Raw genomic sequence first — 22727 nt, forward strand, 5'->3', positions numbered from 1 at the left:
ATAACGCCAATATGACTTCCCCTTACGATCAGGCAACATACCGCTCCTTGCAGGGGGCGGGGGTGGTGATCACCGGTGGCGCTTCGGGCATTGGTGCCGCGATGGTCGAGGCTTTCACCGCGCAGGGGGCGCGGGTGGATTTTCTCGATATTGACGAGGCGGCCGGCGCGGCGCTGGCGCAGGCCCATCAGGGCAGCGCCTTCCACGCCGTCGATCTGACCGATATCGCAGCGCTACGGAATACGATCGATGCGATCGAGGCGCGGCGCGGGCCGATCGATGTGCTGATCAACAACGCTGCGCGCGACAAAAGGCAGGATTTCTGGAGCTACGAGCCGCAGGATTGGAAGGACGCGCTCGCGGTCAATCTGGACCATCAATTCTTCGCCACCCAGGCGGTCGCCCGGCATATGCGCGGGCGCGGCCAGGGGGCGGTGATCATGACCGGGTCGGTCTCCTGGATGCGCGGGCGGCCGGGGATGGCGGGCTATACCTCCTCTAAGGCGGCGATCAACGGCCTCACCCGCACCTTGGCGCGCGAGCTGGGGCCGGAGGGGATCCGGGTGAATTGCATCGTCCCTGGCGCCATTCTCACCGAGCGGCAAAAGGCGCTCTGGCTCACCCCGGAGATGGACCAGCAATTCAAGGATCTGCAGGCGCTGAAATTCCGGCTGGACGCGACCCATGTGGCGCGTATGGCGCTGTTCCTGGCCTCGGCCGAATCCGGCGGCTGCACGGGGGCGAATTTCCTGGTCGATGCCGGGCTGACGGCGAATTGAGGGGGCGCAGATGACCGAGACAAAATTGCGATCCGCCCGCTGGTATGAGGGCACCGACATACGCGGCTTCGCCCACCGCCAGCGCAGCCAGCAGATGGGGCTGCGCCGCGAGGAGTTTTTGGGCAAGCCGGTGATTGCCATCATCAACACCTGGAGCGAGCTGAGCCCCTGCCATATCCATCTGCGCGAGCGGGCCGAGGCGGTGAAGCGCGGCGTCTGGCAGGCCGGGGGCTATCCGGTGGAGCTGCCGGCCCTCTCTCTGGGCGAGGTGCTGGTGAAGCCGACCACCATGCTCTACCGCAACATGCTGGCGATGGAGGTGGAGGAGCTGCTGCGCTCGCTGCCGGTGGATGGCGCGGTGCTGATGGGCGGCTGCGACAAGACCACGCCGGGGCTGCTGATGGGAGCGATCTCGATGGATCTGCCGGCGATCTATTGCCCGGCCGGGTTCATGTCCAATGGTCGCTGGCGGGGGCAGAGTGTCGGCGCCGGCACCCATACCAAGACATTCTGGGACGAGAAGCGCGTCGGCAAGATCACCGAGGATGACTGGGTCGAGCTGGAATCGAAGATGACCCGTTCGATCGGCACCTGCAACACGATGGGCACGGCGAGCACGATGACCGCCATCGCCGAGGCGATGGGCATGACGCTGCCGGGCGCCTCCTCCCTCCCCGCCGCCGATTCCGGCCATACCCGCATGGCGGCCGAATGCGGGGCACGGGCGGTGGAGATGGTGCGCGAGGATCTGCGGCCCTCGAAGATCATCACCGCGGATGCGGTGATGAACGGGGTGAGCGCCTGCATGGCGCTGGGCGGCTCCACCAATGCGGCGATCCACACCATCGCCATCGCCAGGCGCGCCGGGGTGGCGCTGCGCCTGGATGATCTCGGCGCTGTGGCGGCGAAAATTCCTGTCTGCGCCAACATCTTTCCCTCGGGCGGCTATCTGATGGAGGATTTCTTCTTCGCCGGCGGGCTGCCGGCACTGCTGGCCAAGCTGGGCGATGCGATTATTCCCGGCTGCATGACGGTGAACGGGCGCACGCTGGATGAAAATATCGCAGGGGCGCGCTGCTGGGATGACGATGTGATCCGCGATCTGGACAAAGCGGTGGTGCCGCTTTCAAAAGGCTCCAGCCTGGCGGTGCTGCGCGGCAATCTCTGCCCGGATGGGGCGGTGATGAAAAGCTCCGCCGCCAGCCCGCATCTTTTGCAACATACCGGCCCGGCCGTGGTGTTCGACAACCCGGCCGAGATGGCGGCGAAGCTAGACGACCCGAGCCTGGAGATCACCAAGGATAGCGTGCTGGTGCTGCGCAATGCCGGGCCGATCGGCGCGCCGGGGATGCCGGAATGGGGCAATCTGCCGATGCCCAAGCGGCTGCTCGAGCAAGGGGTGAAGGATATGGTGCGCATCTGCGATGGGCGGATGAGCGGCACCCATTACGGTACCTGCGTGCTGCATGTGGCGCCGGAATCCGCCGTCGGCGGGCCGCTGGCGCTGCTGAAAACCGGCGACATGGTGGCGCTGGATGTGCCAGCCGGGACGCTGAACATGCTGGTGGATGAGGCCGAGATTGCCGCAAGGCGCGCGTCCTGGGTGAAACCGCCGGAGCGCTTCGCGCGCTCTTACGCCAAGCTGTACGAGCGCAGCGTCAGCCAGGCGCCGGATGGGTGCGATTTCGACTTTCTGAGCGGGACCGAGAAGGTTCCCGAACCGCCGATTTTCTGAAGGAGACATCTATGGAAAACCAGTTTCGCGCGGCGCTTTCCCGCGGCGTGCCGTTGGGAACCTGGCTGATGAGCGGCGCCCCCGCCACCGCCGAGGCGCTGGGCCATGCCGGGTTTGATTTTCTGGTGCTGGATCTGGAGCATGTGCCGGTGGATGCGCCGCAGGCGATCGAGCATTTGCGCGCCATCGGCAACACCAAGGCCGCCCCGGTGGTCCGGCTGCCCTGGAATGATCTTGTCTGGATCAAGCGGATTCTCGATGCGGGCGGGCAGACCATCATGGTGCCGTTCGTGCAGAATGCCGAGGAAGCGAAGCGGGCGGTGGCGGCTTCGCGCTATGCGCCGGAGGGGATACGCGGCGTGGCCGCCGTGCACCGCGCCAGCCAATATGGCGCGGATGGCGCCTATCTGCGCCATGCGAACGCGGAAACTTACGTGATCGTGCAGCTGGAAACACCGGAAGCGGTGGCGGCGGCGCCTGAGATTGCGGCGGTGAAGGGCGTGGATGCGCTGTTCCTGGGGCCGGGCGATCTCTCCGCCGCGATGGGGCATATGGGGCAGATTGGCCATGAGGCGGTGCAGGCGAAGATCGCCGAAGCGGCGCAGGCGGCAAAGCAGGCCGGCAAGCCGATTGGCATTGTCGGGCCGAATCCGGAGATGGTGCAGCGGTTTCTGGGTTATGGGTATGATTACGCCGCCATTGCCTCGGATATGGGGATGATGACCGGGCGGGCGAATGAGTTTCTGGGCGCGCTGCGCGGACAAGCCAAGCGCGTGGCGACGGGGCCTTATTAGCAATAAGTTTTTGGAGGTATAGGGTGTTTTTTCAAAAACACCCTATTTCTTTCGCCGCTTTTTTGAAAAAAAGCGGCACCAAAAAACTTTTATAAATTTGCGCAGCTGCCAAAGAGCGATTCGTGCGCACTGCCCGCGCGGTAATAGACGGGCGGCTTGCCGTAGGGTGTTTCGACGCTGACGGTTTGGCCGCCCGCATGGCGCGTACCGGACCAGAGATGCACCCAGTCCGCGCCCTTTGGCAGATACACCTCCATCGCGAAGGTCTGCGCGCTGATCACCGGCGCCACCAGCAAATCCTCACCCAGCAGATAGCAGGTCTGGCCTTCATAGCAGGCCGGGTCATCCTCGAAATGCAGGAAGAGCGGGCGTTGCATCGGCAGCCCCGCCTCGGCCGCGACAGCGCGGCGATAGGGCGCCAGCGCGGCGAAGATGCGCGTCATCCTGGCGAAATGCGCCAGCACCTCTGCGTCTTCGTCGAGCTGCAGATTTTCACGCGGGCGGTTGCCCTCATGGCTGCGCATCACCGCGGTGAAGGCCGCCATCTCGCTCCAGCGCATCAGCAGATCCGCATCGCGCACATTGCCGAACAGGCTGGTATAGCCGCCAATATCGCTGTGATGATACGGGTTGCCGAGCAGGCCGGAGGAGAGCGCGCCGCAGATCACCGTCTGCAGCCCGTCATGGCGGGAGAAATCCACGCATTGATCGCCCGCCCAGAGCAGCCGGTTATGTGCCTGGATGCCGGTGAAGCCGGCCCGCATGAAGAACAGCACCTCTTCGGTTTTGCCGCGCAGCGCCAAGGCTTTTTCATTCACCCGCGCCCACAGCACCGGCCAGAGATTATGTGCCTCCAGCCCCGGCATGCCGTTGGAGAGCACCGCATCGGTCGGCAGATATTCGCCGAAATCCGCCATCCAGCCGGAGAGGCCGAGATCCAGCATCTCCTGGCCGAGCACGCGCTCGGCGAACCAATCGATCGCGGCCGGGCTGGTGAAATCCAGAATCCCGCAATCAAATTCACCGAAATCCATCACATAGGTGCCGCCCTTGGCGTCGCGCACCAGATGGCCTTCTGCCTCGGCCAGCGGGAACAGCACGCCATCCACGGCGAGATAAGGGTTCACATAGCCCAGGAAGCGCACCCCCTCATCGCGCAGCTGCGCAATCTTTTCCCGCAGACCCGGATAGCGTTTTTCATTCGCCCGCCAATCCCAGAATAGCCGGCTGCCGAAGCTGGTTTCGCGCAGGCCGCACCAATCCTCGCACCAAAGCCCGACAATGCGCGCACCTTCATCGCGGATCGCCGCCATGCGGGTGAAGCTTTTCTCGCCTTCCTTCAGCCCGAGAATGGCGCCGTCATGCACCCAGTCCGGCAGCGCCGGCGGTTGGCCGAAGCGCTGCGCCATCTGCCGCACCAGCCCGGCATAGGTTGGGCTTTCAAAAAACTCCAACGCCTCCGGGATGGCCCAGGCTTCCAGCTCGTGGAAATCCGCGTGCCGGAAATCGAAGGCGCAATAGGCGGTGGTTTGCAGATGGGCGGCGTAGCGGCGCGAGGAGAGAAAGGTAGGCTGCGGGTAGTTGGTGTTATAATAATCCCCGCCCGCCTGGCCGCTGACATCGGCCTGGAAGGTGATCTCGGTGGTCTTGTCGCGGCCCACACCGGGTTCCGAGGTGAAGAGCGGGAAATGCCGGCCCTTCAGGTCGAAATAGGACATTTGCTCGCCGCCGCCCCAGAGCTTTTCGCCGCTTTGCGCGGGCAGGCGCAGCCAGATGCGGTTCAGCGTTTCGTCATGCGCGGTGAAGGCGATGCGGGCCTGATCCCCGGACAACTCGAAACGCAGCGAGAGCAGCGGCGCGGCGTGCGCGCTTGCCGCGAAATCCGCGACGATGCGCCCATCCTCTTCGCGCACGGCACAGCGGGTCAGGGCCTGACGTTCGCTGACATAATCCTCGATCTTGAAATTGCCGCGATAGCAGGCGATCTCCGGCTGGCCGCGCCCGGCGAACAGGCAGGGCGCGCCCGGCCGGTGGGCGAACAGCACACCCGCCGCGCCAGAAAGCGAAAATCCAGACGCGTCATGGTCAAGTTTCAGCAAAACAAATATCCTTCAGCCGTTCAATGATGCGCGATGCTGGGGATCGCCTCGCCCAGCGCCTCGTCCTCCATCTCGATCCGTTCGAGGCTCTTGCGGGCGGTCTCCTTCAGAATGCCGAGGGTGAACAGCAGGGCCAGCACGCAGCCGCCGATGAACACGCCGAACACCAGCAGCGAACTCGTCGCCAGCAGCAGCGGGAAGGAGAAAGAGACAGCGAAATTCGAGGCCCAGTTGCAGAGCGTGGAGACGCCCATGCCCGCCCCGCGGGCGCGCAGCGGCAGCACTTCCGGCATGATCACCCAGACCAGCGGGCCCCAGCTGAAGGAGAAGGCCATCTTGTACACCGCCAGCGCGGTGACGGCGATGATATGGCCGGCGAGCGTAAAGGCCAGAGCGGTTTGCATGATGATGCCGATGGCGGCGAGGCTCATCCCCATCACGATGGCGCCGGCGATCAGCAGCGGCCGCCGCCCGGCTTTGTCCACCAGGCGCGAGGCGGTGAGGGTTGCCAGGATCGCCAGAAATTGCAGGCAGGCGGTGGTGAGAATGGCGCTGGAGGCGCCGAAGCCGATATTCTTCAAAATCGTCGGGGCGTAATAGATCACGGTGTTGATGCCGACGATCTGCTGCAGCACCGCCAGCCCGCAGGCCACCGCCAGCGGGCCGAGCAATGCGCGGTCGGTGAACAAGGCCGCCAGCCCGACATGGCTGCTGGTATGGGCCACCTTGCGGATCTCGGCCAGCTCCTGCGCGGCGCGCTCGGGCGGGCGGGATTGGCGCAGCACCGCCAGCGCCTCCTCGAAGCGGCCGCGATGGGCGAGCCAGCGCGGCGAATCCGGCGCGAAGCACATGCCGATGATCAGCAGCACGGACGGGATCACCGCGACGCCGAACATCCAGCGCCAGGCGCCATCGGCGGAAAAGCCATAATCGACGAAATAGGAGATCAGGATGCCGGTGGTGCCGGTCATCGGCGCCAAAGTGGCGAGCTGGCCGCGCGCCTCGGCCGGGGCGATCTCGCTGACATAGAGCATCACCTGCGCCGAGGCCGCGCCGACCGCGAGGCCGATGAAAAACCGCGCCGCCACCAGCATTTCAAAGCCGGTGCTGAGCGCCGCCCCCAGCGCGCCGGCGGTGAACAGCACCCCGGCCGCGATCAGCAGCCGGCGATGGCCGAAGCGCTCCACCAGCATGCCGGAACCGATGGCCCCCAGCGTGGCGCCGGCGAGCAGGATGCTGACCACCCAGGCGGTCATCGCCGGGGTCAGCGCCATTTCCTTTTTGATGAACAGCAACGCCCCGGCGATGACGCCGGTATCGTAGCCGAACAGCAGGAATCCCAGCGCGCCGAGCGCGATGGAGTAGCGGATCATTTTCCGGTGCGATGCCGCCATGCCGGCGAAGTTTGATTGAGTCATGAATTTTCCCCCTCAGCCTGCCGGCATAGCCTGTCCCGGCCAGCAAGCCGTTTGTTCTGGACAACTTCGTAGCGCTATTATTTTCGCTCGTCAAACCAAATCGACGCCCGTTCAAAGCCGTAATACGACAGAGTCTTAGCTGTTTTTTTCATATATTTTGGCCATTCTTATCTGCTGGACACGCCGTTTTGAAAGTGATAGCCAATTTCGTAGCGCTACGAATTATGCGCCCGGCGCGGTGACGCGCCGAAAAACGATTCAAGGGAGCAGACAAGATGAAACGCGTTTCACGCAAAGCCTTGAAAGCGGGTACGCTGGCCGCCTGGGCGCTCACCGCCGCCGGCGCCGCGGCCCAGGTGCCCGGACCTGGCAATTTCACCCCCGCCAATCCAGACAGCGCGCTGGCGAAACTCGGGCAGAGATTGCTGGATAACGGCATCTATCTGCGTTCAAACTACACGGGCGATGCGGCGGGGAATGTCAGCGGCGGCCATAAGCAAGGGGCGGATTATGCCGATGAGCTCAATCTCGGCGCGGATCTCAATATGCAGACGCTGGCGGGGATTCCCGGCGGGGCGCTGCATGTCACCGTCACCGGGCGCACCGGGCGGGATATTTCCATCGACACGGTGGGCAACAACGTGCTCGCCAACCAGATTTATGGCGGCCAGGGCATCCGGCTTTCGGAGCTGACCTGGGATCAGAGCCTGCTGCATGGGCGGCTGGATATCATCGCCGGGCGGATGAATGACGCGATCTTCGGCACCTCGCCGATCAACTGCAATTTCATGACCAACGCCTTTTGCGGCCATGTCGATTCGATGTTCCGTGCCGTCGGGCTGGTCGCCTACCCGTACGCGACCTGGGGGCAGCGCACCACGATCAAGCTCAACCGCACGCTCAATCTGATGATCGGCACCTCCGAGGTGAATCCGAAACAATCCGCCTATGGCCGGAATGATCTGAATTTCACCTTGCAGAACGATACCGGCGTGGTGGTGCCGGTGGAGCTGGATTACACGACGAATTTCCAGCAGAGCGCCTACCCCACCGCGATTCAGCTGGGCGGCTATTGGGACAGCTCGAAATATAGCGACCCCGCCTACAACAGCGCCGGCCAGCCTCTGGCCAGCGCCGGCGGCAAGGCGGCGACGCATTGGGGCCGCACAGGGGTTTATGCCTTCTTCAACCAGGTGGTCTACCGGCCGGATCCCGCCTCCACCCGCAATCTGCGGATTTTCGGCGGCTTCACCCATAGCCTGGATACGCCTGAGGAAATCCAGTGGGGCGGGGATGTCGGCGCGCTCTATACCGGGCCCTTCGCCAGCCGGCCTTATGATACGATCGGCCTGCTTGGCACGGTGATGCATTTCGGCGGGCGCGAGCTGACCTATCTGAAGCAGGAGCGCGCTCTGGCCGGCGGCAGCGGCACGCCGGCGGCGAATGAATATATTTTCGAGGTCAATTACGGCATCCAGGCGAATGACTGGCTGCGGGTGCTGCCGAATGTGCAATATGTGCTAAACCCGGATAATCTCGCTCATCCGAAACAGGCCAGCGCCACACCCAATGCGTTGATTTTCGGTGTGCAGCTGTCTGTCAATCTGGTCCGGCTCGCCGGGCTGCCACAAAAGGTGTTCTCGCATTGATCTCACGCTTCGCCCCTCTGCCCGGCACACAAGGCACGCTCACGGAAAGCCCGGTCTGGGATGCGCGGCGCCAGGCGCTGCTCTGGTGCGACATTCCGGAAGGATTGATCCATGAGCTGACGCTGGGCAGCGGGGCGCGGCGGGTTTGGCAATTGCCGGGGCCGGTGGGGAGTTTCGGCCTGGCGCAAGGCGAGGCGCTGGTGGTGGCCTGCCGGCACGACATCATTCTGCTGGAGCGCGACAGCGGCGCGCAAAGCCTGCTGGCGCGGCTGCCGCCCGACCCGCGCACCCGCGCCAATGACGGCAAGATCGGCCCGGATGGCGCCTTCTGGGTCGGCACCATGGACGACACGCCGGCGAAAGAGCCGATCGGCGCGCTGTATCGCATCACGCCGGATGGGCGGGTGGAATGCCGGGTGGAGGGGCTCGTCACCTCCAACGGGCTGGCCTGGTCGGCCGATGGGCGGGTGCTGTTCCATTCCGATTCCCGCGCCCGCAAGCTGGATGTTTACGATTTCGACCCGGCGGGCGGGACGCTGCGCAATGGCGTCCGGCTGCGCGATTTCGACGACGAGACCGGCCGGCCGGATGGCGCGGCGATGGATGTGCAAGGCCGCTATTGGAGTGCCGGGGTTTCAGCCGGAAGGCTGAACCTGTTCACGCGCGCGGGCGGGCTGGTGCAGAGCCTGGCCGCGCCCACCCCCGCGCCCACCATGCCCTGCTTCGGCGGGCCGGATATGAAGACCTTGTTTCTCACCTCGCTGCGCCACGGATTGTCCGAGGCGCAGCTGGCGGCGGCACCGGGCGCGGGCGGGCTGTTCCAGGCCCAGGCGGAGGTGGCCGGGGTGCCGGTGGGGCGCCTCGGGGGCTAGCCCTCGACATACTCACCCGGAGTATATTAGGGTGGGGCGCCATGCCGCACCATCCCGAGGAAAAACGCAAAATTCTCGCCCGCATCCGCCGCGTTCAGGGGCAGATGGCGGCGCTAGAGGGCGCGCTGGAGGAGGGGGCGGACTGCGCCCCCATCCTGCAACAGCTCGCCGCCGTGCGCGGGGCGGTGAATGGCATCATGGTCAGCGTGCTGGAGAGCCATCTGCGCGAGGAATTCGCGGCCCTTGGCGACCCGCCGCCTGAACCGCCGGAGGCGGTGATGGCCCTGCTGCGCTCTTATCTTCGCTAAAAAAACCCGGAAGGATCCCCGCCGATGAAATCCCGCGCCGCCGTCGCCTTTGCCGCCGGACAGCCTCTGCAGATCGTGGAAATCGACGTCGCCCCGCCCAAGGCCGGCGAGGTGCTGGTGAAGATCACCCATACCGGCGTCTGCCATACCGATGCCTTCACCCTCTCCGGGGAAGATCCGGAGGGGCTGTTTCCGGCGGTGCTGGGGCATGAAGGGGCGGGTATCGTCATTGAGGTTGGCGAGGGTGTAACCAGCGTGGCGCCGGGGGACCATGTGATCCCGCTCTACACCGCCGAATGTGGTGAGTGCCTGTTCTGCAAGAGCGGCAAGACCAATCTCTGCACCGCGGTCCGCGCCACCCAGGGCAAGGGGGTGATGCCGGATGGCACCAGCCGCTTCAGCTATGAAGGCAAGCCGATCTATCATTATATGGGCTGCTCGACCTTCAGCGAATATACCGTCGTCGCCGAGGTTTCGCTGGCGAAGATCAATCCCGGCGCCAATCCGGAGCATGTCTGCCTGCTGGGCTGTGGTGTGACCACCGGGCTGGGGGCAGTGAAGAATACCGCCAAGGTGCAGGAAGGTGATTCTGTCGCCGTGTTCGGGCTGGGCGGCATCGGGCTGGCGGTGATCCAGGGCGCGAAGCTGGCCAAGGCCGGGCGGATCATCGCCATCGACATGAATCCCGGCAAGTTCGAGCTGGCCAAACAATTCGGCGCCACTGACTGCGTCAACCCGAAAGAGCATGACAAGCCGATCCAGCAGGTGATCATCGAGATGACCGGCTGGGGGGTGGATCACAGCTTCGAATGCATCGGCAATGTGAATGTGATGCGCGCGGCGCTGGAATGCGCGCATCGCGGCTGGGGGCAGTCGGTGATTATCGGCGTCGCCGGCGCGGGGCAGGAGATTTCCACCCGCCCCTTCCAGCTGGTCACCGGCCGGCGCTGGCTGGGCACGGCGTTTGGCGGGGTGAAGGGGCGCTCGCAGCTGCCAGGAATGGTGGAGGAGGCGATGGCGGGCAAGATCCAGCTGGCGCCGTTTGTGACGCATACGATGGGGCTGGCCGAGATCAATCAGGCGTTTGATCTCATGCATGAGGGGAAGTCGATACGGTCGGTGGTGCGCTTCGCGTGTGAAGCTGTTTGAAACGCAAGTCGTGGGGACTTTTTGAAAAAAGTCCCCACACCCCCAAAAACTTTTGCGATTTAGGCGGCGGTGAGGCCGGAGCCCATCATGCCGCCATCGATGGCCAGCACATGGCCGGTGACGTAGCCGGCATCGTCCGAGCACAGGAACACCGCACCGCCGGTCATTTCCTCCGGGCTGGCATAGCGCGCCATCGGGGTGCGCTCGATCCAGCGTTTGCGGATGAAGTCCGTGTGCATCTTGGCCACCAACGGGGTTTCCACCGGGCCGGGGGAGAGCACATTGACGCGCACATTCTGCGCCGCCAGATCCACCGCCATCACCTTGCTCAGCACCACCACGCCGCCTTTCGAGGCGCCGTAGGCGGAGCGGCCGACATTGCCGGTCATGCCCGAGACGCTGGCGATGTTGCAGATGGCGCCGCCGCCGGTTTTCACCATCGCCCGTGCCGCCGCCTGGCCGACGATGAAGGTGCCGCGCAGATTGACCGCGATGATCTTGTCGAACAGCTCCAGCGGTGTGTCGAGGAAGGGAATGTCATTGCCGATGCCGGCGGAATTCACCACGCAATCCAGCCGGCCATATTTGGCGATGATCTTGTCGATGCCGCTCTGCGTGCTGGCCGCATCCGCGACATTCATCTGCAGCGGCGCCATCTTCGAGTCATCGAGCGCGGTGGCCTCGGTGCTGAGATCGGCGGCGATGACCTGCGCGCCTTCGCGCACGAAGCGCTCGGCGATGGCAAGGCCGATGCCCGAGAGCCCGCCCGTGACCAAAGCGATTTTTCCTTGCAACATTCCAGCCATATTCAATTTGCTCCGATGAGACAGGTGGTCAGCCATGGCACCATGGCGACGATGACGATGCCGACGAGCAGCGCGCCCATATAGGGCCAGATGCGCCGCAGCCCGGCATCAGGGTTGATTTTTCCGATGGCGCAGGCGGCATAATAGCCAACGCCGAAGGGCGGCGAGAACAGCCCCAGACCCATCGCCAGCACGATGGTGATGGCGTAATGCACCTCATTGACGCCGATGGATTGCGCGACAGGAAACAGCAGCGGACCGAACAGCACCACGGCGGGAATCCCCTCCAGCACGCTGCCCAGCACCAGGAAGGCGAGGATGGAGACGACCATGAAGCCAACGCGCCCACCCGGCACCGCCTGCATCGCTGTCGTCAGGCTCTGCGAGAAACCCGATTGCGTCAGGGCCCAGCCCATCGCGCTGGCGGCGCCGATGATGAACAGGATGGCGCCGCTGAGCGAGGCGGTTTCGATCAGCAGCGGATAGATGCGCCGCCAATCGAAACTGCGATAGACGAACAGCCCGACCAGCACCGCGTAGGCGATGCCGATGGTGGAAACCTCCGTCGCCGTGGCCACCCCATCCACCACCGCGAAGCGGATGACGAAGGGCAAGGCGAGTGCCGGCAGCGCCACCCAGAAGCGGCGGAATTTTTCCTTGTTGGGGATTTTTTCGGCCATCTCGGTCTTGTCGCCGCCCGAGCGCCACCAGGCGATGACACCGAGCGCCAGGGCCAGCACGAGTGCCGGGATGAGGCCGCCGGCGAACAAGGCCGCGATGGAAACGCCCGTGGCGGAGCCGATGGCGATGAGAACGATGGAGGGCGGAACGGTTTCGCTCATCGCCGCAGCGCTGGCCAGAACCGAGACCATCTCGCCCTCATTCATGCCGCGCTTTTTCATCTCCGGAAACAGCACAGGCGCCACCGCCGCCATATCCGCCGCCTTGGCGCCGGAAATGCCGGAGACGAGATAGATCGCGCCCAGCAGCACATAGCTGAGCCCGCCGCGCACGGAGCCGAGAATGGCGGTGAGGAAGGCGATCATCGCCCGCGCCATGCCCGACATTTCCAAGAGTCCGCCCAGGAAAACGAACAAAGGCACCGCGAGCAGGATCAGCGAGCTCATGCCCTGATCCATGGTGCTGAGCATGACGCTGGGCGGGGCGGCGTTGGTGGTGAGCAGGAAACTGATCGTCGCCATGCCGAAGGAGAAGCCGACCGGCACGCCCGCCAGCACGCCAAGCCCGAGCAAGCCGACAAAGAACAAAACTAGATTCCAGTTGCCGATGCCGGCGATCAGCGATTGCCCGACCCAGAGCAGACCAGCGATGACGCCTAACAGCACCACCGCCAGCCCCAACGTGCGTAGGCTGCCGCGCCCCAGCCGGATGACCGCCTGCAGCAGCATCAATATCGCGGCAACGGGAATGGCGCTGGTGCGGATCATGTCCGAAAGGCCAAGCGCTGGCGAGAGAATCGGCGCCTGGTTGTTGGCATAGCTCCAGGAGGGCGGGATCATCAGCAACAGGAACAAGGCCGTGGCCGCCAGCGCGAAGCCTTCCAGGAAGGCGGCGACGCGGGGCGGGGCACGATTCACGATCGCGGTCATGCGCATATGCTGGCCGCGCTGCAGCGCGATGACCGCGCCCAGCATCGCCAGCCAGAGAAACAGAATGCCGGCCAGCTCGTCGGCCCAGACCAGCGGGCTATCGAGCACGAAGCGGCAAAAAACGCTGGCCGAGAGGATAAGAATCTCGACCAGGGCGAGGATGGCGGCGGGAATTTCCACCGCCACCCGCAGCCAGCGTTCCGCCATCTTCCAGACGGAATGCCCGCTTTCTTCCAACGCGCGAGCCTGCATATGCGACAGGCCGCTCATCCCAACGGTCCGGTGTAGCTCTCCAGCAGCGACCAGGGCTGAGCGCCGAACTGGCCTTTCCAGTATTTATAGAAGCCAGCCTGCGCCAACGCGTCGCGGAAGGCGGTGGGATCGGTGTTGTTGAAGACCAGCCCCTGCTTGGCGAGGCTGCTCTGCAGGCTGGAATTCAGCGCCGCCACATCCACGCGCTGGCGCAGGGCGGCCGCGTTCAGTTCCTTGCGCACGATCGCCTGGAAATCCGCCGGCAGCTTGTTGAAGGCCGCCGGATTGGCGAGCAGCCAGAAACCGTCCCACATATGATTGGTGAGGGAACAATATTTCTGCACCTCATACAATTTCGCGGAATTGATGATGGCGAGCGGGTTTTCCTGCGCATCGACAATCTTGGTCTGCAGCGAGGTATAGACCTCGTTGAAGCTGATCGTCGTCGGCGCGGCGTCGAAATCCTTGAACATCGAGGTCCAGAGCGCGGCGGGCGGAACCCGGATGCGCAGCGATTTCAGATCCGCCGGGGTGTTGATCGGGCGGTTGCTGGTGGTGATTTGGCGGAAACCGTTATCGAAGATGTTTTCGAAGGCGATCAGGCCGCGCTTGGAAATTTCACCGCGCACATATTCGCCCAGCTTGCCATCCATCGCGGCGAAGGCGGTTTTTTCATCCTTGAAGGCAAAGCCTACGCCGTTGATGGCGGAGGCGGGCACCAGCGTGGAGAGGATCAGCGGCGAGAGGGTGAAAAACTGGATGGCGCCGGAGCGCACTTCAGAGAGCATCACCGGATCGGTGCCCAGCGTGCTGTTGGGGAACAGATTGATTTCCAGCTTGCCGCCGGTCTGTTGCTTGATATTCGCCAGGGCTTCGCTGATTCGCAGATTCAGCGGATGGGTCGGCGGCAGATTGGTGGCGAGCTTATAGGAAAAATCCGCGGCGCGCGCCGGGCGCGACATCAACGAAACCAACGGCAAAGCGGCGGCACCGGCAACGGCGGCGCGGCGCGACAATTTTATCATTCTCATTTCCTCCATTTATTTTTTGAAAGATCGTGTCGTCAGATCACCATGACGAAATTTAATGCGCCAACCAACCCAGGCGCCGAGACATTTTCGCTCAAAGGTTCATATTATGAAACTCAAAATCTCCCGAGGACGTTATTTGCCGGAAACATAAGACATAGACATTATAAAAGCAAATATCTAAAATCAGAATCAGGGAAAGGTCCACAATATGGATTTGATTTTGCAACTCAATCGGGCGCGGCATTGCCGATGAGGCGCGCCAAGGAGCCTGGACCCGCGCGCCAGGAGGGGAGCGGGACGCAGAGTCTGCTGCGCGCGCTGGGGGTACTGCGGCTGGTGGCGAGCCATTCCGGACGGGGGATTCGGTTGGCGGATGTGGTCGAGCGATCGGGCCTGACCAAGCCGACGGCGCATCGTTTGCTGCAGGCGCTGGAGCAGGAAGGGTTTCTCGCCCAGGATGCGGCGAGCCGGCTTTATCATCTCGGGCCTGAAGCCTACGTGATTGGAACGCTTGCCGGTGATCGCTACGGGTTTCGTCGCGCGGCGCTGCCAAGCCTGGCACGGCTGGCGGCGGCTTCGGAGGATACAGCCTTTCTGACGGTGCGGCGGGATCTGCATGGTGTGTGCCTGCATCGCGAAGAGGGGAGCTTTCCTATCCGCTCCTACGTGTTGCAGGCGGGAGACCGGCATCCGCTTGGTGTGGGCGCCGGCAGCCTCGCCATTCTCGCTGCCCTGCCCTGCGACGAAGCCGAAGAGCTGATCGCGCGCAACAGCGAGGAGTTGCAGGCGCGCTATCCGGGCTTTCCGCCCTCGCTGCTGCGCCAACGTGTTGAGGAGGCCAGGGCGGATGGGCACGCCTTCAATCCCGGCCAGCTTTATGCCGGCAGCTGGGCGGTGGGCGTGGCGGTGCTGGGGCGCAATGGGCAATGCGAGGGCGCGCTCTCCATTGCCGCGATCGAGAACCGGCTGCAGCCGGACCGGCGCACCTACCTGGTGCGGCTGCTGCAGCAGGAGGTGGCGAAATTGACGGAATTGCAGGAACGCCCGGCGGGGGCGACCAATATCGTCGCGCAAGCCCGCAGATTGACGGCGAATTAGAAAACCCGAGGAGTGAACAAGATCATGTCAGACTCGTGCATTGTGGGCTGGGCCCATACGGAATTCGGAAAGCTGGCCGACCCCGATGTTGAAAGCCTGATCGAGCGTGTGGCCGCGGCGGCGATCGCGGATGCCGGGCTGGAGGCGCAGGAGATTGACGGCGTGTTTGTCGGTCTGTTCAATAACGGGTTTTCCAAACAGGATTTTCCCAGCTCGCTGAGCATGCAGAGCGTGCCGGGGCTGCGTTTCAAGCCTGCGTCGCGCTATGAGAATGCCTGCGCCTCGGGCTCCGCGGCACTTTATGCGGCGCGCGATTTCATCGCCGCCAGGCGCGGGCGCTTGGCGTTGGTGATTGGCGTGGAGAAAATGACCACCCTGCCCGGCCCGCAGATTGGCGACGTGCTTCTGGGCGCCTCCTACCGCAAGGAAGAGGGCGAGATTCCCGGCGGGTTTGCCGGCGTGTTCGGGCGCGTGGCGGAAAATTATTTCCAGCGTTTCGGCGACCAGTCCGACGCGTTGGCGATGATCGCGGCGAAGAACCACAAGAATGGTATGGATAATCCCTACGCGCAGATGCGCAAGGATCTCGGTTTTGAATTCTGCCGCCAGGAATCCGAGAAGAATCCGTATGTCGCGGGGCCGCTGAAGCGCACGGATTGTTCGCTGGTGAGCGATGGCGCCGCCGCGTTGATTCTGGCGGATGCAGAGACCGCCGCCGCCATGGCGAAAGCGGTGAAATTCCGGGCGGGTGTGCAGGTGAATGATTATCTGCCGCTCTCGCGCCGGGACCCGACGCGCTTTGAAGGCGGGGCCGCGGCCTGGAGCCGGGCTTTGGCCGATGCGAAGCTGGCGCTGAGCGATCTCTCTTTCGTGGAGACGCATGATTGTTTCACCATTGCCGAGCTGATCGAGTATGAGGCGATGGGTCTGGCCCCGCACGGGCAAGGCGCGCGTGTGATCAAGGACGGCTTGACCCAGCCCGGCGGTAGGCTGCCGGTGAACCGCTCCGGCGGGTTGAAGGCCAAGGGCCATCCGGTCGGCGCCACAGGGGTTTCCATGCATGTGATCAGCGCCATGCAGCTCACCGGCGAGGCCGGGGCGATGCAGCTGCCGAAAGCGGAACTGGCGGGTGTGTTCAATATGGGCGGCGCCGCCGTTGCCAATTACGTCTCAATCCTGGAGCGGCAGAAATGAATGTGCTGTCTTCCATCGAAGCCGCGCCGCGCGGGGGTGTGGCGCCGTGCAGCAAGCGGGTGATGAATCTCTCGCATTTTCTGCGTCAGGCCGGACGCCGGCATGGCGATGAAATCGGCTTCGTGCATGGGGAGCAGCATCTGACCTGGGCGCAGCTGGATGCGCGGGTGGATGCGATGGCGCTGGCACTTACCGCGCGCGGTGTGGTGAAGGGCGACCGGATTCTGGTACAGTCCAGGAACTGCAACCAGCTTCTCGAATCCATGTTTGCCTGTTTTCGCATCGGCGCGGTCTGGGTACCCACCAATTACCGGCAGAGCCCGGCGGAAGTGGCCTACCTGGCACAGGCCAGCGGCGCCAGCGTGATGATCTGCCAGGATGTCTTCCCCGCGCACGCGCAGGCGGTGCATGAGGCGGTGGGCGGGCTTGAGCATCTCATCACCATCGGCGAGGGTCGCGAGACCTACGACGCGCTGGTGGCTGAACATGCAGGCCAGAGCTGCGCGCTTATGGATGTAACCTATGATGATCCGTGCTGGTTCTTCTTCACCTCCGGCACCACCGGCCGGCCGAAGGCGGGGGTGCTGACGCATGGGCAGATGGGGTTTGTGATCACCAACCATCTTTGCGATCTGATGCCCGGCACCACGCATGAGGATGCCTCGCTGGTGGTGGCACCGCTTTCGCACGGGGCGGGGATTCATCAGCTGGTACAGGTGGCGCGGGCGGTGAAAACCGTATTGCCGGCCAGCGACAGGCTGGATCCGGACGAGGTGTGGGGGCTGGTGGCGCGCTGGAGGATCACCAACATGTTCACGGTGCCGACCATCGTGAAGCTGCTGACCGAGCATAAGGCGGTGGATGAGCATGATCATTCCTCGCTGCGCTATGTGATCTATGCCGGCGCGCCGATGTACCGGGAGGACCAGAAATTCGCCCTACGTAAACTGGGCCGTGTGCTGGTGCAGTATTTCGGGCTGGGCGAGGTCACCGGCAACATCACCGTGCTGCCGCCGTCCTTGCACGAGCCGGAGGACCATGCGGGGGCGCGCATCGGCACGTGCGGCATTGAGCGCACGGGCATGCAGGTTTCCATTCAGGACGAGCAGGGCAAGGAGATGCAGCCGGGCGAGACCGGGGAGATCTGCGTCTGCGGGCTTGCGGTGTTTGCCGGCTATTACAATAATCCCGAGGCGAATGCGAAAGCGTTCCGCAATGGCTGGTTCCGCACCGGAGATCTCGGCCATCTCGACCGGCAGGGATTTTTGTTCATCACCGGCCGCGCTTCGGACATGTATATTTCCGGCGGTTCCAATGTTTATCCGCGGGAGGTGGAGGAGTTGCTGCTGACCCATCCGGCGGTGGCGGAGGTGGCGATTGTCGGCGTGCCGGACCGGATCTGGGGTGAGGTTGGCGTGGCGGTGCTGGTGACGCGCCCAGGGACCAGCATCAGCGAAGCGGAGATGATGGCGTTTCTGGACGGCAAGATCGCCCGCTACAAGATGCCCAAGCAGGCTTTCTTCTGGGATGAGCTGCCGAAATCCGGCTATGGCAAGATCACCAAGAAGATCGTCCGTGACGCGCTTTATGCACGGGGGTGCCTGACGCAGGATGCCCCTTCTTCCGTTTCCGCATGAGGAGATGAGCATGGCCCCCGCGCGCCTCCATACCCCAGCGCCGCGTGCGCGCACGATGATCCATCCCGGGCCGTTCAACCCGGTGCGGATTCAAAGCCAGCACGCGACGCATGGGCGCCATATCCGGCTGGCCTTGGCGCCGGGGCAGAGCCTGTATGATGGGCTGGTGAAGCCTTTGGCCGCGCTTGGCATCACCAGCGCCTCGATGACCATTCTGGGCGGCTATGCGGAGCGGCTGGATTATTGCGTCGCCCCGCCGGACCCGAGCAAGCGCGCGCTGATTGCCTACTCGACGCCGATCCCGCTCGGGCGGACCTACATTATCTTCGGCAATGCGACGCTGGGGTTTGACCCGCAGGGCAAGCCGCTGGTGCATTGCCATGCGGCGATGCGCACCGACACGGGCGCGGTGCAAGGCGGGCATATCATCACCGAGGAGACGATCATCGGCCCCTGGCCGATTCCGGTGCTGGTGACCTCGCTGGAAGGCTTCGAGCTGCGCCAGACATTCGATCCAGAGATCAATATTTCCGTTCTCAAACCATTGAGGGAGCCAATGATATGAGCCAGGCCGTCGCTGAAAGCGGGGCGATGGGGCGGGTGGCCTATGCGCGCATCGCCCCGAATGAGGATCTGGTGCAGGGGGTGGAGAAGCTCTGCCTCGCCGAGGGCTTTCGCAATGCCTTCGTGCGCGGGGCGTTGGGGAGTTTGGTGGACGCGTGTCTGGGTCTGCGCGATGGCGGCACGCAGTTGATCAAGGGCCCGGCGGTGGAGATTGTCAGCCTCGCCGGAGAGGTGCGCAGCACGGAGGATGGCGGGCTGCAGGCGGCGCTGACCGGCGTGGTGGCGGACCCGCAAGGGCATGTCTTTGGCGGGCCATTCATCGCCGGCGGCAACCCGATCTGCATGACATTCGAGGTGACACTGGAAGAGTGGCTGCCTGAAGAGTAAAAGTTTTTGGGCGTAGGCGGCGAAGGTTCCGCCGCTGCGTAGCAGCGGTGGAATGCCGCCGGAGGGGTCGCTTTTTTTCAAAAAAGCGACGAAAACGTTCGGGGCTTTGGCACCTGCGTTGCCAAAACCCACCCCCCAAAAACTTTTGCTAGCCGCCCTTTGGGCGGTAGCCATCCGTCAGCGTTTTCAGGAAGGCGACGATGTCGTTCACCTCCGCCTCGCTCAGCGCCGGGGCATCGCCCAGCTTGCGGTTCAGCGGCGGGTCGGTCCTGTCGATATTCGCCTGATATTTCGCCGGCAGATCGTTGAATGTCTCGACCTTGCCGTCGGGGCCGGTCGGGTAGATCTTGCCGGGCTCGACATCGCGCAGATTATAGAATTCCACCACGTCATGCAGATTATGATAAAAGCCGTTATGGAAAAACACTTTCCGCGTGGCGCTGTTGCGTAGCGTTGGGGTGAGGAACATGCCGCAATATTGCGTCAGGCTTTTCAAATCCTCGCGGATCGGCCCGCACAGCCCCATATCGAAATAATCCGGGTTGGCGTTGGCCGGGATGTGCGGGTTGCGCGGCACGCCCAGCGCTTCGTACTGGGTATCGGTGAACAGAGGCGGGCGGTGGTCGGGGCTGGGCTGATCCAGATGGCAGGCGGCGCAATCGCCCTTGGCCGGGTCGTTGAACAGCTGGTAGCCGCGCATTTCCGCCTGGCTCATGCGGGCTTTGCCTTCCAGCCAATAATCATATTTGCTGGTGAAAGGATGGAAATCCTGGTCCTCCATCTCATAGCGCGCGATCGCGAACAGCGCCTCGGCGACCACGAAGCGGGGGTTCTGGAAAATATCATCGCCGAACAAGGCGGTGAATTGCGCGGCGTAGGGGCTGGCCTGCAGCTTGGCGGCGATGGTGGCGTCGCTGCCGCCATCCATCTCGAAGGGGCTGGTGAGCGGGCCCTTCGCCTGCGCCATCAACGTATCGGCGCGGCCATCCCAGAACAGCCCGCCCATCGGCACGAGGTTGGCGGCGGCGCTGGCGGTGCTTTGCGCGGTCTTGGTGGCGCGTTGGGCGGTGGCGGCGGCCGCGGCGAGCTGCGGCAAGGTGGGCGGCGTGTCGTTTTCGCCCTGCTCCGGGCCGATGGAGAAATTCGCCTGGGTGCTCAGATAATCCAGCGAGGGCACGGCGCGCAGGCCGGGGCTTTTCATCTCCGGGCCGCCATAGACCACCGGGGAGGCGGTCGGCGGGCCGTAATGGTTTTGCGGGTCGTGGCAGGAGGCGCAGGAGAGCTGGCCGGAGGCGGAGAGGGTTTTATCGAAGAACAGCGTCTGGCCGAGCTGCGCCATCGCCGAATAGGACGCCGGCGCCACCGGGCGGACGAGCTGAATGGGTGCTGGGTTCTTGCCCTGAGCCAGCGCGAGACTGGCCAGCGGGGCGGAAGCCCAGTCGCTCAGCGGGATGGGGCCGGAGAGGACCCATCCCGCGAAGATGCAGAGACAAAGCGCCGCGAGAAGCAGCAGGCTAGACCAGAGACGCATCTCGCGGGCACCCGGCCGTGGTTATTCGGCGTGCGCGGCGGTGCCGGTATCGGCATCCAGCAGCATCACATCACGGCCCTTCGGCGCGGTCTTGAAATCGAACATATCCATGATCGAGCCGGCATTGGCATCGAAGGAGCCGCCGCCCAGGCGCGCACCGCCCAGCCAGTTATCCTCGATGAATTTCACCACCGAAGCCTGGCTGATCAGCGTATGGGCGATGAAACCTTTCTTCGCGTAGGGCGAGATCACCATGAAGGGGATGCGCGTGCCGGGGCCGCAGAGCCCGTGCACCGGCTTGCCGGCCAAACCCATCGGCTCGGTGCCGGCCCCGCAGACCCCCTTGCCGTTCAGCGCGTCCATCGGGCTGAAGGAGGAGGTGGTCGGGGTCACGAAGGCATGGTCGTACCAGCCATCGGAATCATCATAGGTGATGATGATGGCGGTGTTCTTCCAATCCGGCTGCCGCATAAGGAAGTTGATGACCTTCACCACGCCTTCCTGCTCGTCCAGCGGGTCGGAATAGCCGGCATGGGCATCCTGGGCCGCGATCAGCTTCAGATAGGAGACGGCCGGGTACACACCCTTGCTCACCGCCGCCTCGAAATCCTTCAGATCATATTCATGGTTGGCCGGATCGGCGGCGCCGGATGGCGCGAAGCTGTAGCCGATATCGTCCAGCGCCGCCGGGCGGGCATGGGTGTAGTTGGCGGTGGAGGCGTAATACTGGAACCAGTTATGGTGCGGGATATAGTCGGCGGTGGGGGCATCGACCGCGGTGGCGAAGCTGGACCGCTTGCAGCCAGTGGTGCCGTTGGGGTTGGTGAGGCCGAGATCGAAGCCGCCCATGAAGCCGCCCCAGGTGATCTTCTTCTGGTTCAGCAGATCGCCGATATTCTGGCCCTCCATCTTGAAGGTAACCTTCTTGCTGGAGCAGACATCGTAGGCGGGGTCGATATCGCCGTCATCGGTGAAGCCGCCCTGGCCGTCCGGGTTCAGGTTGGGCGAGGTGCCGAGCACCGGCACGGCGCCGTTGGTCTGGCCGGAGACCACCGCCAGCGCGCCGGGGGTGGAGGGGCCGTAGGTGTCGGTCCAGGCATTGTCGCTCATCGCGTAGCCCTGGGCGTAGTTCCAGAGGGCGGTGACGGTGTTGCCGTCGAAATAGCCCATCACCTGGCCCTTGGTGCCAAAGGCGCCGGCGCCGCCGGCGCTGGCCTTGCCGGTATATTTGGGGAACAGGTCCATCTTGCCGTTATCATAGGCTTCCTGCTCGGGCTTGTAGGCATGGTTCTGGTCGGCGGTGGCGGCCTGGGTGCGGTCCAGCCGGAACGGGTTGGCGGCCCCGGCGCCGTTGGCGGTGTTGGTGAAGTTCGGGTTATTGCTCAGCAAATTGGCGGTGACCAGATTATCGATTTTCTGGCCATGCAGGCTGCCACGGAAGGCCGGCTCACCGGCCGGGTTGGTGGCCTTCGGGTAGGTGGCGAAATAATGGTCGAAGGAGACGTTTTCGCCATAGATGATGACCAGATGCTTGATCGGCGTCGCGGTCGGCAGCTGGTCCGTGTACCGCGTCGCGGCGCTGGCGGAGGCTGGCGCGGTGGCGCCGAGGCTGGCGGTCTGCGCCGCCGCGGGGGTGATCGACGAGACCATCATGGAGGCGCACAAAAGAGCCCGGCGGATATTCATGGTTCACCTGCTTTGCAATATGACGAACTTACGGACTGTTAATCCGAAGCGGCGTGGTAATCCCGGCGGGCAGGTCTGCGTGTGACGTATTTATGATTTGTGACAGCCGGGCCGCGTCATGGCCCGGT

19 protein-coding genes are annotated in these 22727 nt (G+C 63.9%); 12 read left to right on the forward strand and 7 right to left on the reverse strand.

The annotated features are described in order from the left end of the window. The first annotated feature begins 11 nt into the window (after positions 1-11). From ACZ46S_RS08655 to ACZ46S_RS08665, 3 genes are read left to right on the forward strand one after another with little or no spacing between them, the layout of a single operon-like run. On the forward strand, positions 12-779 hold the full coding sequence (locus tag ACZ46S_RS08655) for an SDR family NAD(P)-dependent oxidoreductase (RefSeq protein WP_464064168.1): 768 nt from the start codon (positions 12-14) through the stop codon (positions 777-779). A gap of 10 nt (positions 780-789) precedes the next feature. Continuing rightward, positions 790-2514: an L-arabinonate dehydratase gene (gene araD, locus ACZ46S_RS08660; protein ID WP_464064169.1), complete on the forward strand. Its 1725-nt coding sequence runs from the start codon at positions 790-792 to the stop codon at positions 2512-2514. 11 nt (positions 2515-2525) lie between these two features. Continuing rightward, complete coding sequence (locus tag ACZ46S_RS08665) at positions 2526-3308, forward strand: HpcH/HpaI aldolase family protein (protein WP_464064170.1); 783 nt, start codon at positions 2526-2528, stop codon at positions 3306-3308. 89 nt (positions 3309-3397) lie between these two features. Here ACZ46S_RS08665 and ACZ46S_RS08670 read toward each other — a convergent pair whose 3' ends face one another. Together ACZ46S_RS08670 and ACZ46S_RS08675 are read right to left on the reverse strand one after the other, a co-directional pair. Continuing rightward, on the reverse strand, positions 3398-5407 hold the full coding sequence (locus ACZ46S_RS08670; protein WP_464064171.1) for an alpha-glucosidase: 2010 nt from the start codon (positions 5405-5407) through the stop codon (positions 3398-3400). Positions 5408-5427: 20 nt separating this feature from the next. Next, the gene (locus tag ACZ46S_RS08675) at positions 5428-6825 is read right to left on the reverse strand and encodes a sugar porter family MFS transporter (protein WP_464064172.1); all 1398 of its coding nucleotides are present in this window, start codon (positions 6823-6825) and stop codon (positions 5428-5430) included. A gap of 275 nt (positions 6826-7100) precedes the next feature. On the opposite strand from ACZ46S_RS08675, the gene ACZ46S_RS08680 reads away from it, so the two are divergent. The 4 genes from ACZ46S_RS08680 to ACZ46S_RS08695 are packed head-to-tail and all read left to right on the forward strand — an operon-like array spanning position 7101 to position 10803. Next, positions 7101-8474, forward strand: a complete 1374-nt coding sequence (locus ACZ46S_RS08680; protein WP_464064173.1) for a carbohydrate porin — start codon at positions 7101-7103, stop codon at positions 8472-8474. Continuing rightward, positions 8471-9346 (forward strand): SMP-30/gluconolactonase/LRE family protein, encoded by an 876-nt coding sequence (locus ACZ46S_RS08685; RefSeq protein WP_464064174.1) that lies wholly within the window; start codon positions 8471-8473, stop codon positions 9344-9346. Before ACZ46S_RS08680 ends, ACZ46S_RS08685 begins: the two co-directional genes overlap by 4 nt. Before the next feature lie 41 nt (positions 9347-9387). Beyond that, complete coding sequence (locus tag ACZ46S_RS08690; RefSeq protein ID WP_464064175.1) at positions 9388-9654, forward strand: metal-sensing transcriptional repressor; 267 nt, start codon at positions 9388-9390, stop codon at positions 9652-9654. Positions 9655-9678: 24 nt separating this feature from the next. Continuing rightward, the gene (locus tag ACZ46S_RS08695) at positions 9679-10803 is read left to right on the forward strand and encodes an S-(hydroxymethyl)glutathione dehydrogenase/class III alcohol dehydrogenase (RefSeq protein ID WP_464064176.1); all 1125 of its coding nucleotides are present in this window, start codon (positions 9679-9681) and stop codon (positions 10801-10803) included. A 59-nt stretch (positions 10804-10862) separates the two neighbouring features. Here ACZ46S_RS08695 and ACZ46S_RS08700 read toward each other — a convergent pair whose 3' ends face one another. Genes ACZ46S_RS08700 through ACZ46S_RS08710 form a run of 3 tightly spaced genes read right to left on the reverse strand, consistent with a single transcriptional unit; the run spans position 10863 to position 14496 of the window. Next, the gene (locus ACZ46S_RS08700) at positions 10863-11600 is read right to left on the reverse strand and encodes an SDR family NAD(P)-dependent oxidoreductase (protein WP_464064177.1); all 738 of its coding nucleotides are present in this window, start codon (positions 11598-11600) and stop codon (positions 10863-10865) included. A gap of 11 nt (positions 11601-11611) precedes the next feature. Then, complete coding sequence (locus ACZ46S_RS08705) at positions 11612-13489, reverse strand: TRAP transporter large permease (RefSeq protein WP_464064178.1); 1878 nt, start codon at positions 13487-13489, stop codon at positions 11612-11614. Continuing rightward, positions 13486-14496 carry a TRAP transporter substrate-binding protein gene (locus tag ACZ46S_RS08710; protein ID WP_464064179.1) on the reverse strand — a complete coding sequence of 337 codons (1011 nt, stop codon included), beginning with the start codon at positions 14494-14496 and terminating at the stop codon, positions 13486-13488. The genes ACZ46S_RS08705 and ACZ46S_RS08710 overlap by 4 nt, the downstream gene beginning before the upstream one ends. 255 nt (positions 14497-14751) lie before the next feature. On the opposite strand from ACZ46S_RS08710, the gene ACZ46S_RS08715 reads away from it, so the two are divergent. The 5 genes from ACZ46S_RS08715 to ACZ46S_RS08735 are packed head-to-tail and all read left to right on the forward strand — an operon-like array spanning position 14752 to position 19382. After that, positions 14752-15600, forward strand: coding sequence for an IclR family transcriptional regulator (locus ACZ46S_RS08715; RefSeq protein WP_464064180.1), 849 nt, complete (start codon positions 14752-14754; stop codon positions 15598-15600). 24 nt (positions 15601-15624) lie between these two features. Further along, complete coding sequence (locus ACZ46S_RS08720) at positions 15625-16794, forward strand: acetyl-CoA acetyltransferase (protein WP_464064181.1); 1170 nt, start codon at positions 15625-15627, stop codon at positions 16792-16794. After that, complete coding sequence (locus ACZ46S_RS08725) at positions 16791-18431, forward strand: acyl-CoA synthetase (RefSeq protein WP_464064182.1); 1641 nt, start codon at positions 16791-16793, stop codon at positions 18429-18431. Before ACZ46S_RS08720 ends, ACZ46S_RS08725 begins: the two co-directional genes overlap by 4 nt. A 10-nt stretch (positions 18432-18441) precedes the next feature. After that, positions 18442-18996 (forward strand): PPC domain-containing DNA-binding protein, encoded by a 555-nt coding sequence (locus tag ACZ46S_RS08730; RefSeq protein ID WP_464064183.1) that lies wholly within the window; start codon positions 18442-18444, stop codon positions 18994-18996. Next, the gene (locus ACZ46S_RS08735) at positions 18993-19382 is read left to right on the forward strand and encodes a PPC domain-containing DNA-binding protein (RefSeq protein WP_464064184.1); all 390 of its coding nucleotides are present in this window, start codon (positions 18993-18995) and stop codon (positions 19380-19382) included. Before ACZ46S_RS08730 ends, ACZ46S_RS08735 begins: the two co-directional genes overlap by 4 nt. Before the next feature lie 148 nt (positions 19383-19530). On the opposite strand, the gene ACZ46S_RS08740 is transcribed toward ACZ46S_RS08735, so the two are convergent. Together ACZ46S_RS08740 and ACZ46S_RS08745 are read right to left on the reverse strand one after the other, a co-directional pair. After that, a complete protein-coding gene (locus tag ACZ46S_RS08740; RefSeq protein ID WP_464064185.1) occupies positions 19531-20913 on the reverse strand; it encodes a cytochrome-c peroxidase in 1383 nt (460 codons plus the stop codon). Between the two features lie 21 nt (positions 20914-20934). Then, positions 20935-22599, reverse strand: a complete 1665-nt coding sequence (locus ACZ46S_RS08745) for a phospholipase C (RefSeq protein WP_464064186.1) — start codon at positions 22597-22599, stop codon at positions 20935-20937. Positions 22600-22727 lie beyond the last annotated feature (128 nt).

The sequence above is a fragment of the Acidocella aluminiidurans genome, from assembly GCF_055383125.1.

Bases quoted from the DNA above. Each gene is read 5' to 3' on its own strand.
- ACZ46S_RS08665 (WP_464064170.1), top strand. From the start codon at position 2,526: ATGGAAAACCAGTTTCGCGCGGCGCTTTCCCGCGGCGTGCCGTTGGGA.
- ACZ46S_RS08695 (WP_464064176.1), top strand. From the start codon at position 9,679: ATGAAATCCCGCGCCGCCGTCGCCTTTGCCGCCGGACAGCCTCTGCAG.
- ACZ46S_RS08740 (WP_464064185.1), bottom strand. From the start codon at position 20,913: ATGCGTCTCTGGTCTAGCCTGCTGCTTCTCGCGGCGCTTTGTCTCTGC.
- ACZ46S_RS08680 (WP_464064173.1), top strand. From the start codon at position 7,101: ATGAAACGCGTTTCACGCAAAGCCTTGAAAGCGGGTACGCTGGCCGCC.
- ACZ46S_RS08710 (WP_464064179.1), bottom strand. From the start codon at position 14,496: ATGATAAAATTGTCGCGCCGCGCCGCCGTTGCCGGTGCCGCCGCTTTG.
- ACZ46S_RS08675 (WP_464064172.1), bottom strand. From the start codon at position 6,825: ATGACTCAATCAAACTTCGCCGGCATGGCGGCATCGCACCGGAAAATG.
- araD (WP_464064169.1), top strand. From the start codon at position 790: ATGACCGAGACAAAATTGCGATCCGCCCGCTGGTATGAGGGCACCGAC.
- ACZ46S_RS08720 (WP_464064181.1), top strand. From the start codon at position 15,625: ATGTCAGACTCGTGCATTGTGGGCTGGGCCCATACGGAATTCGGAAAG.
- ACZ46S_RS08745 (WP_464064186.1), bottom strand. From the start codon at position 22,599: ATGAATATCCGCCGGGCTCTTTTGTGCGCCTCCATGATGGTCTCGTCG.
- ACZ46S_RS08730 (WP_464064183.1), top strand. From the start codon at position 18,442: ATGGCCCCCGCGCGCCTCCATACCCCAGCGCCGCGTGCGCGCACGATG.
- ACZ46S_RS08705 (WP_464064178.1), bottom strand. From the start codon at position 13,489: ATGAGCGGCCTGTCGCATATGCAGGCTCGCGCGTTGGAAGAAAGCGGG.
- ACZ46S_RS08735 (WP_464064184.1), top strand. From the start codon at position 18,993: ATGAGCCAGGCCGTCGCTGAAAGCGGGGCGATGGGGCGGGTGGCCTAT.
- ACZ46S_RS08700 (WP_464064177.1), bottom strand. From the start codon at position 11,600: ATGTTGCAAGGAAAAATCGCTTTGGTCACGGGCGGGCTCTCGGGCATC.
- ACZ46S_RS08715 (WP_464064180.1), top strand. From the start codon at position 14,752: ATGAGGCGCGCCAAGGAGCCTGGACCCGCGCGCCAGGAGGGGAGCGGG.
- ACZ46S_RS08725 (WP_464064182.1), top strand. From the start codon at position 16,791: ATGAATGTGCTGTCTTCCATCGAAGCCGCGCCGCGCGGGGGTGTGGCG.
- ACZ46S_RS08690 (WP_464064175.1), top strand. From the start codon at position 9,388: ATGCCGCACCATCCCGAGGAAAAACGCAAAATTCTCGCCCGCATCCGC.
- ACZ46S_RS08655 (WP_464064168.1), top strand. From the start codon at position 12: ATGACTTCCCCTTACGATCAGGCAACATACCGCTCCTTGCAGGGGGCG.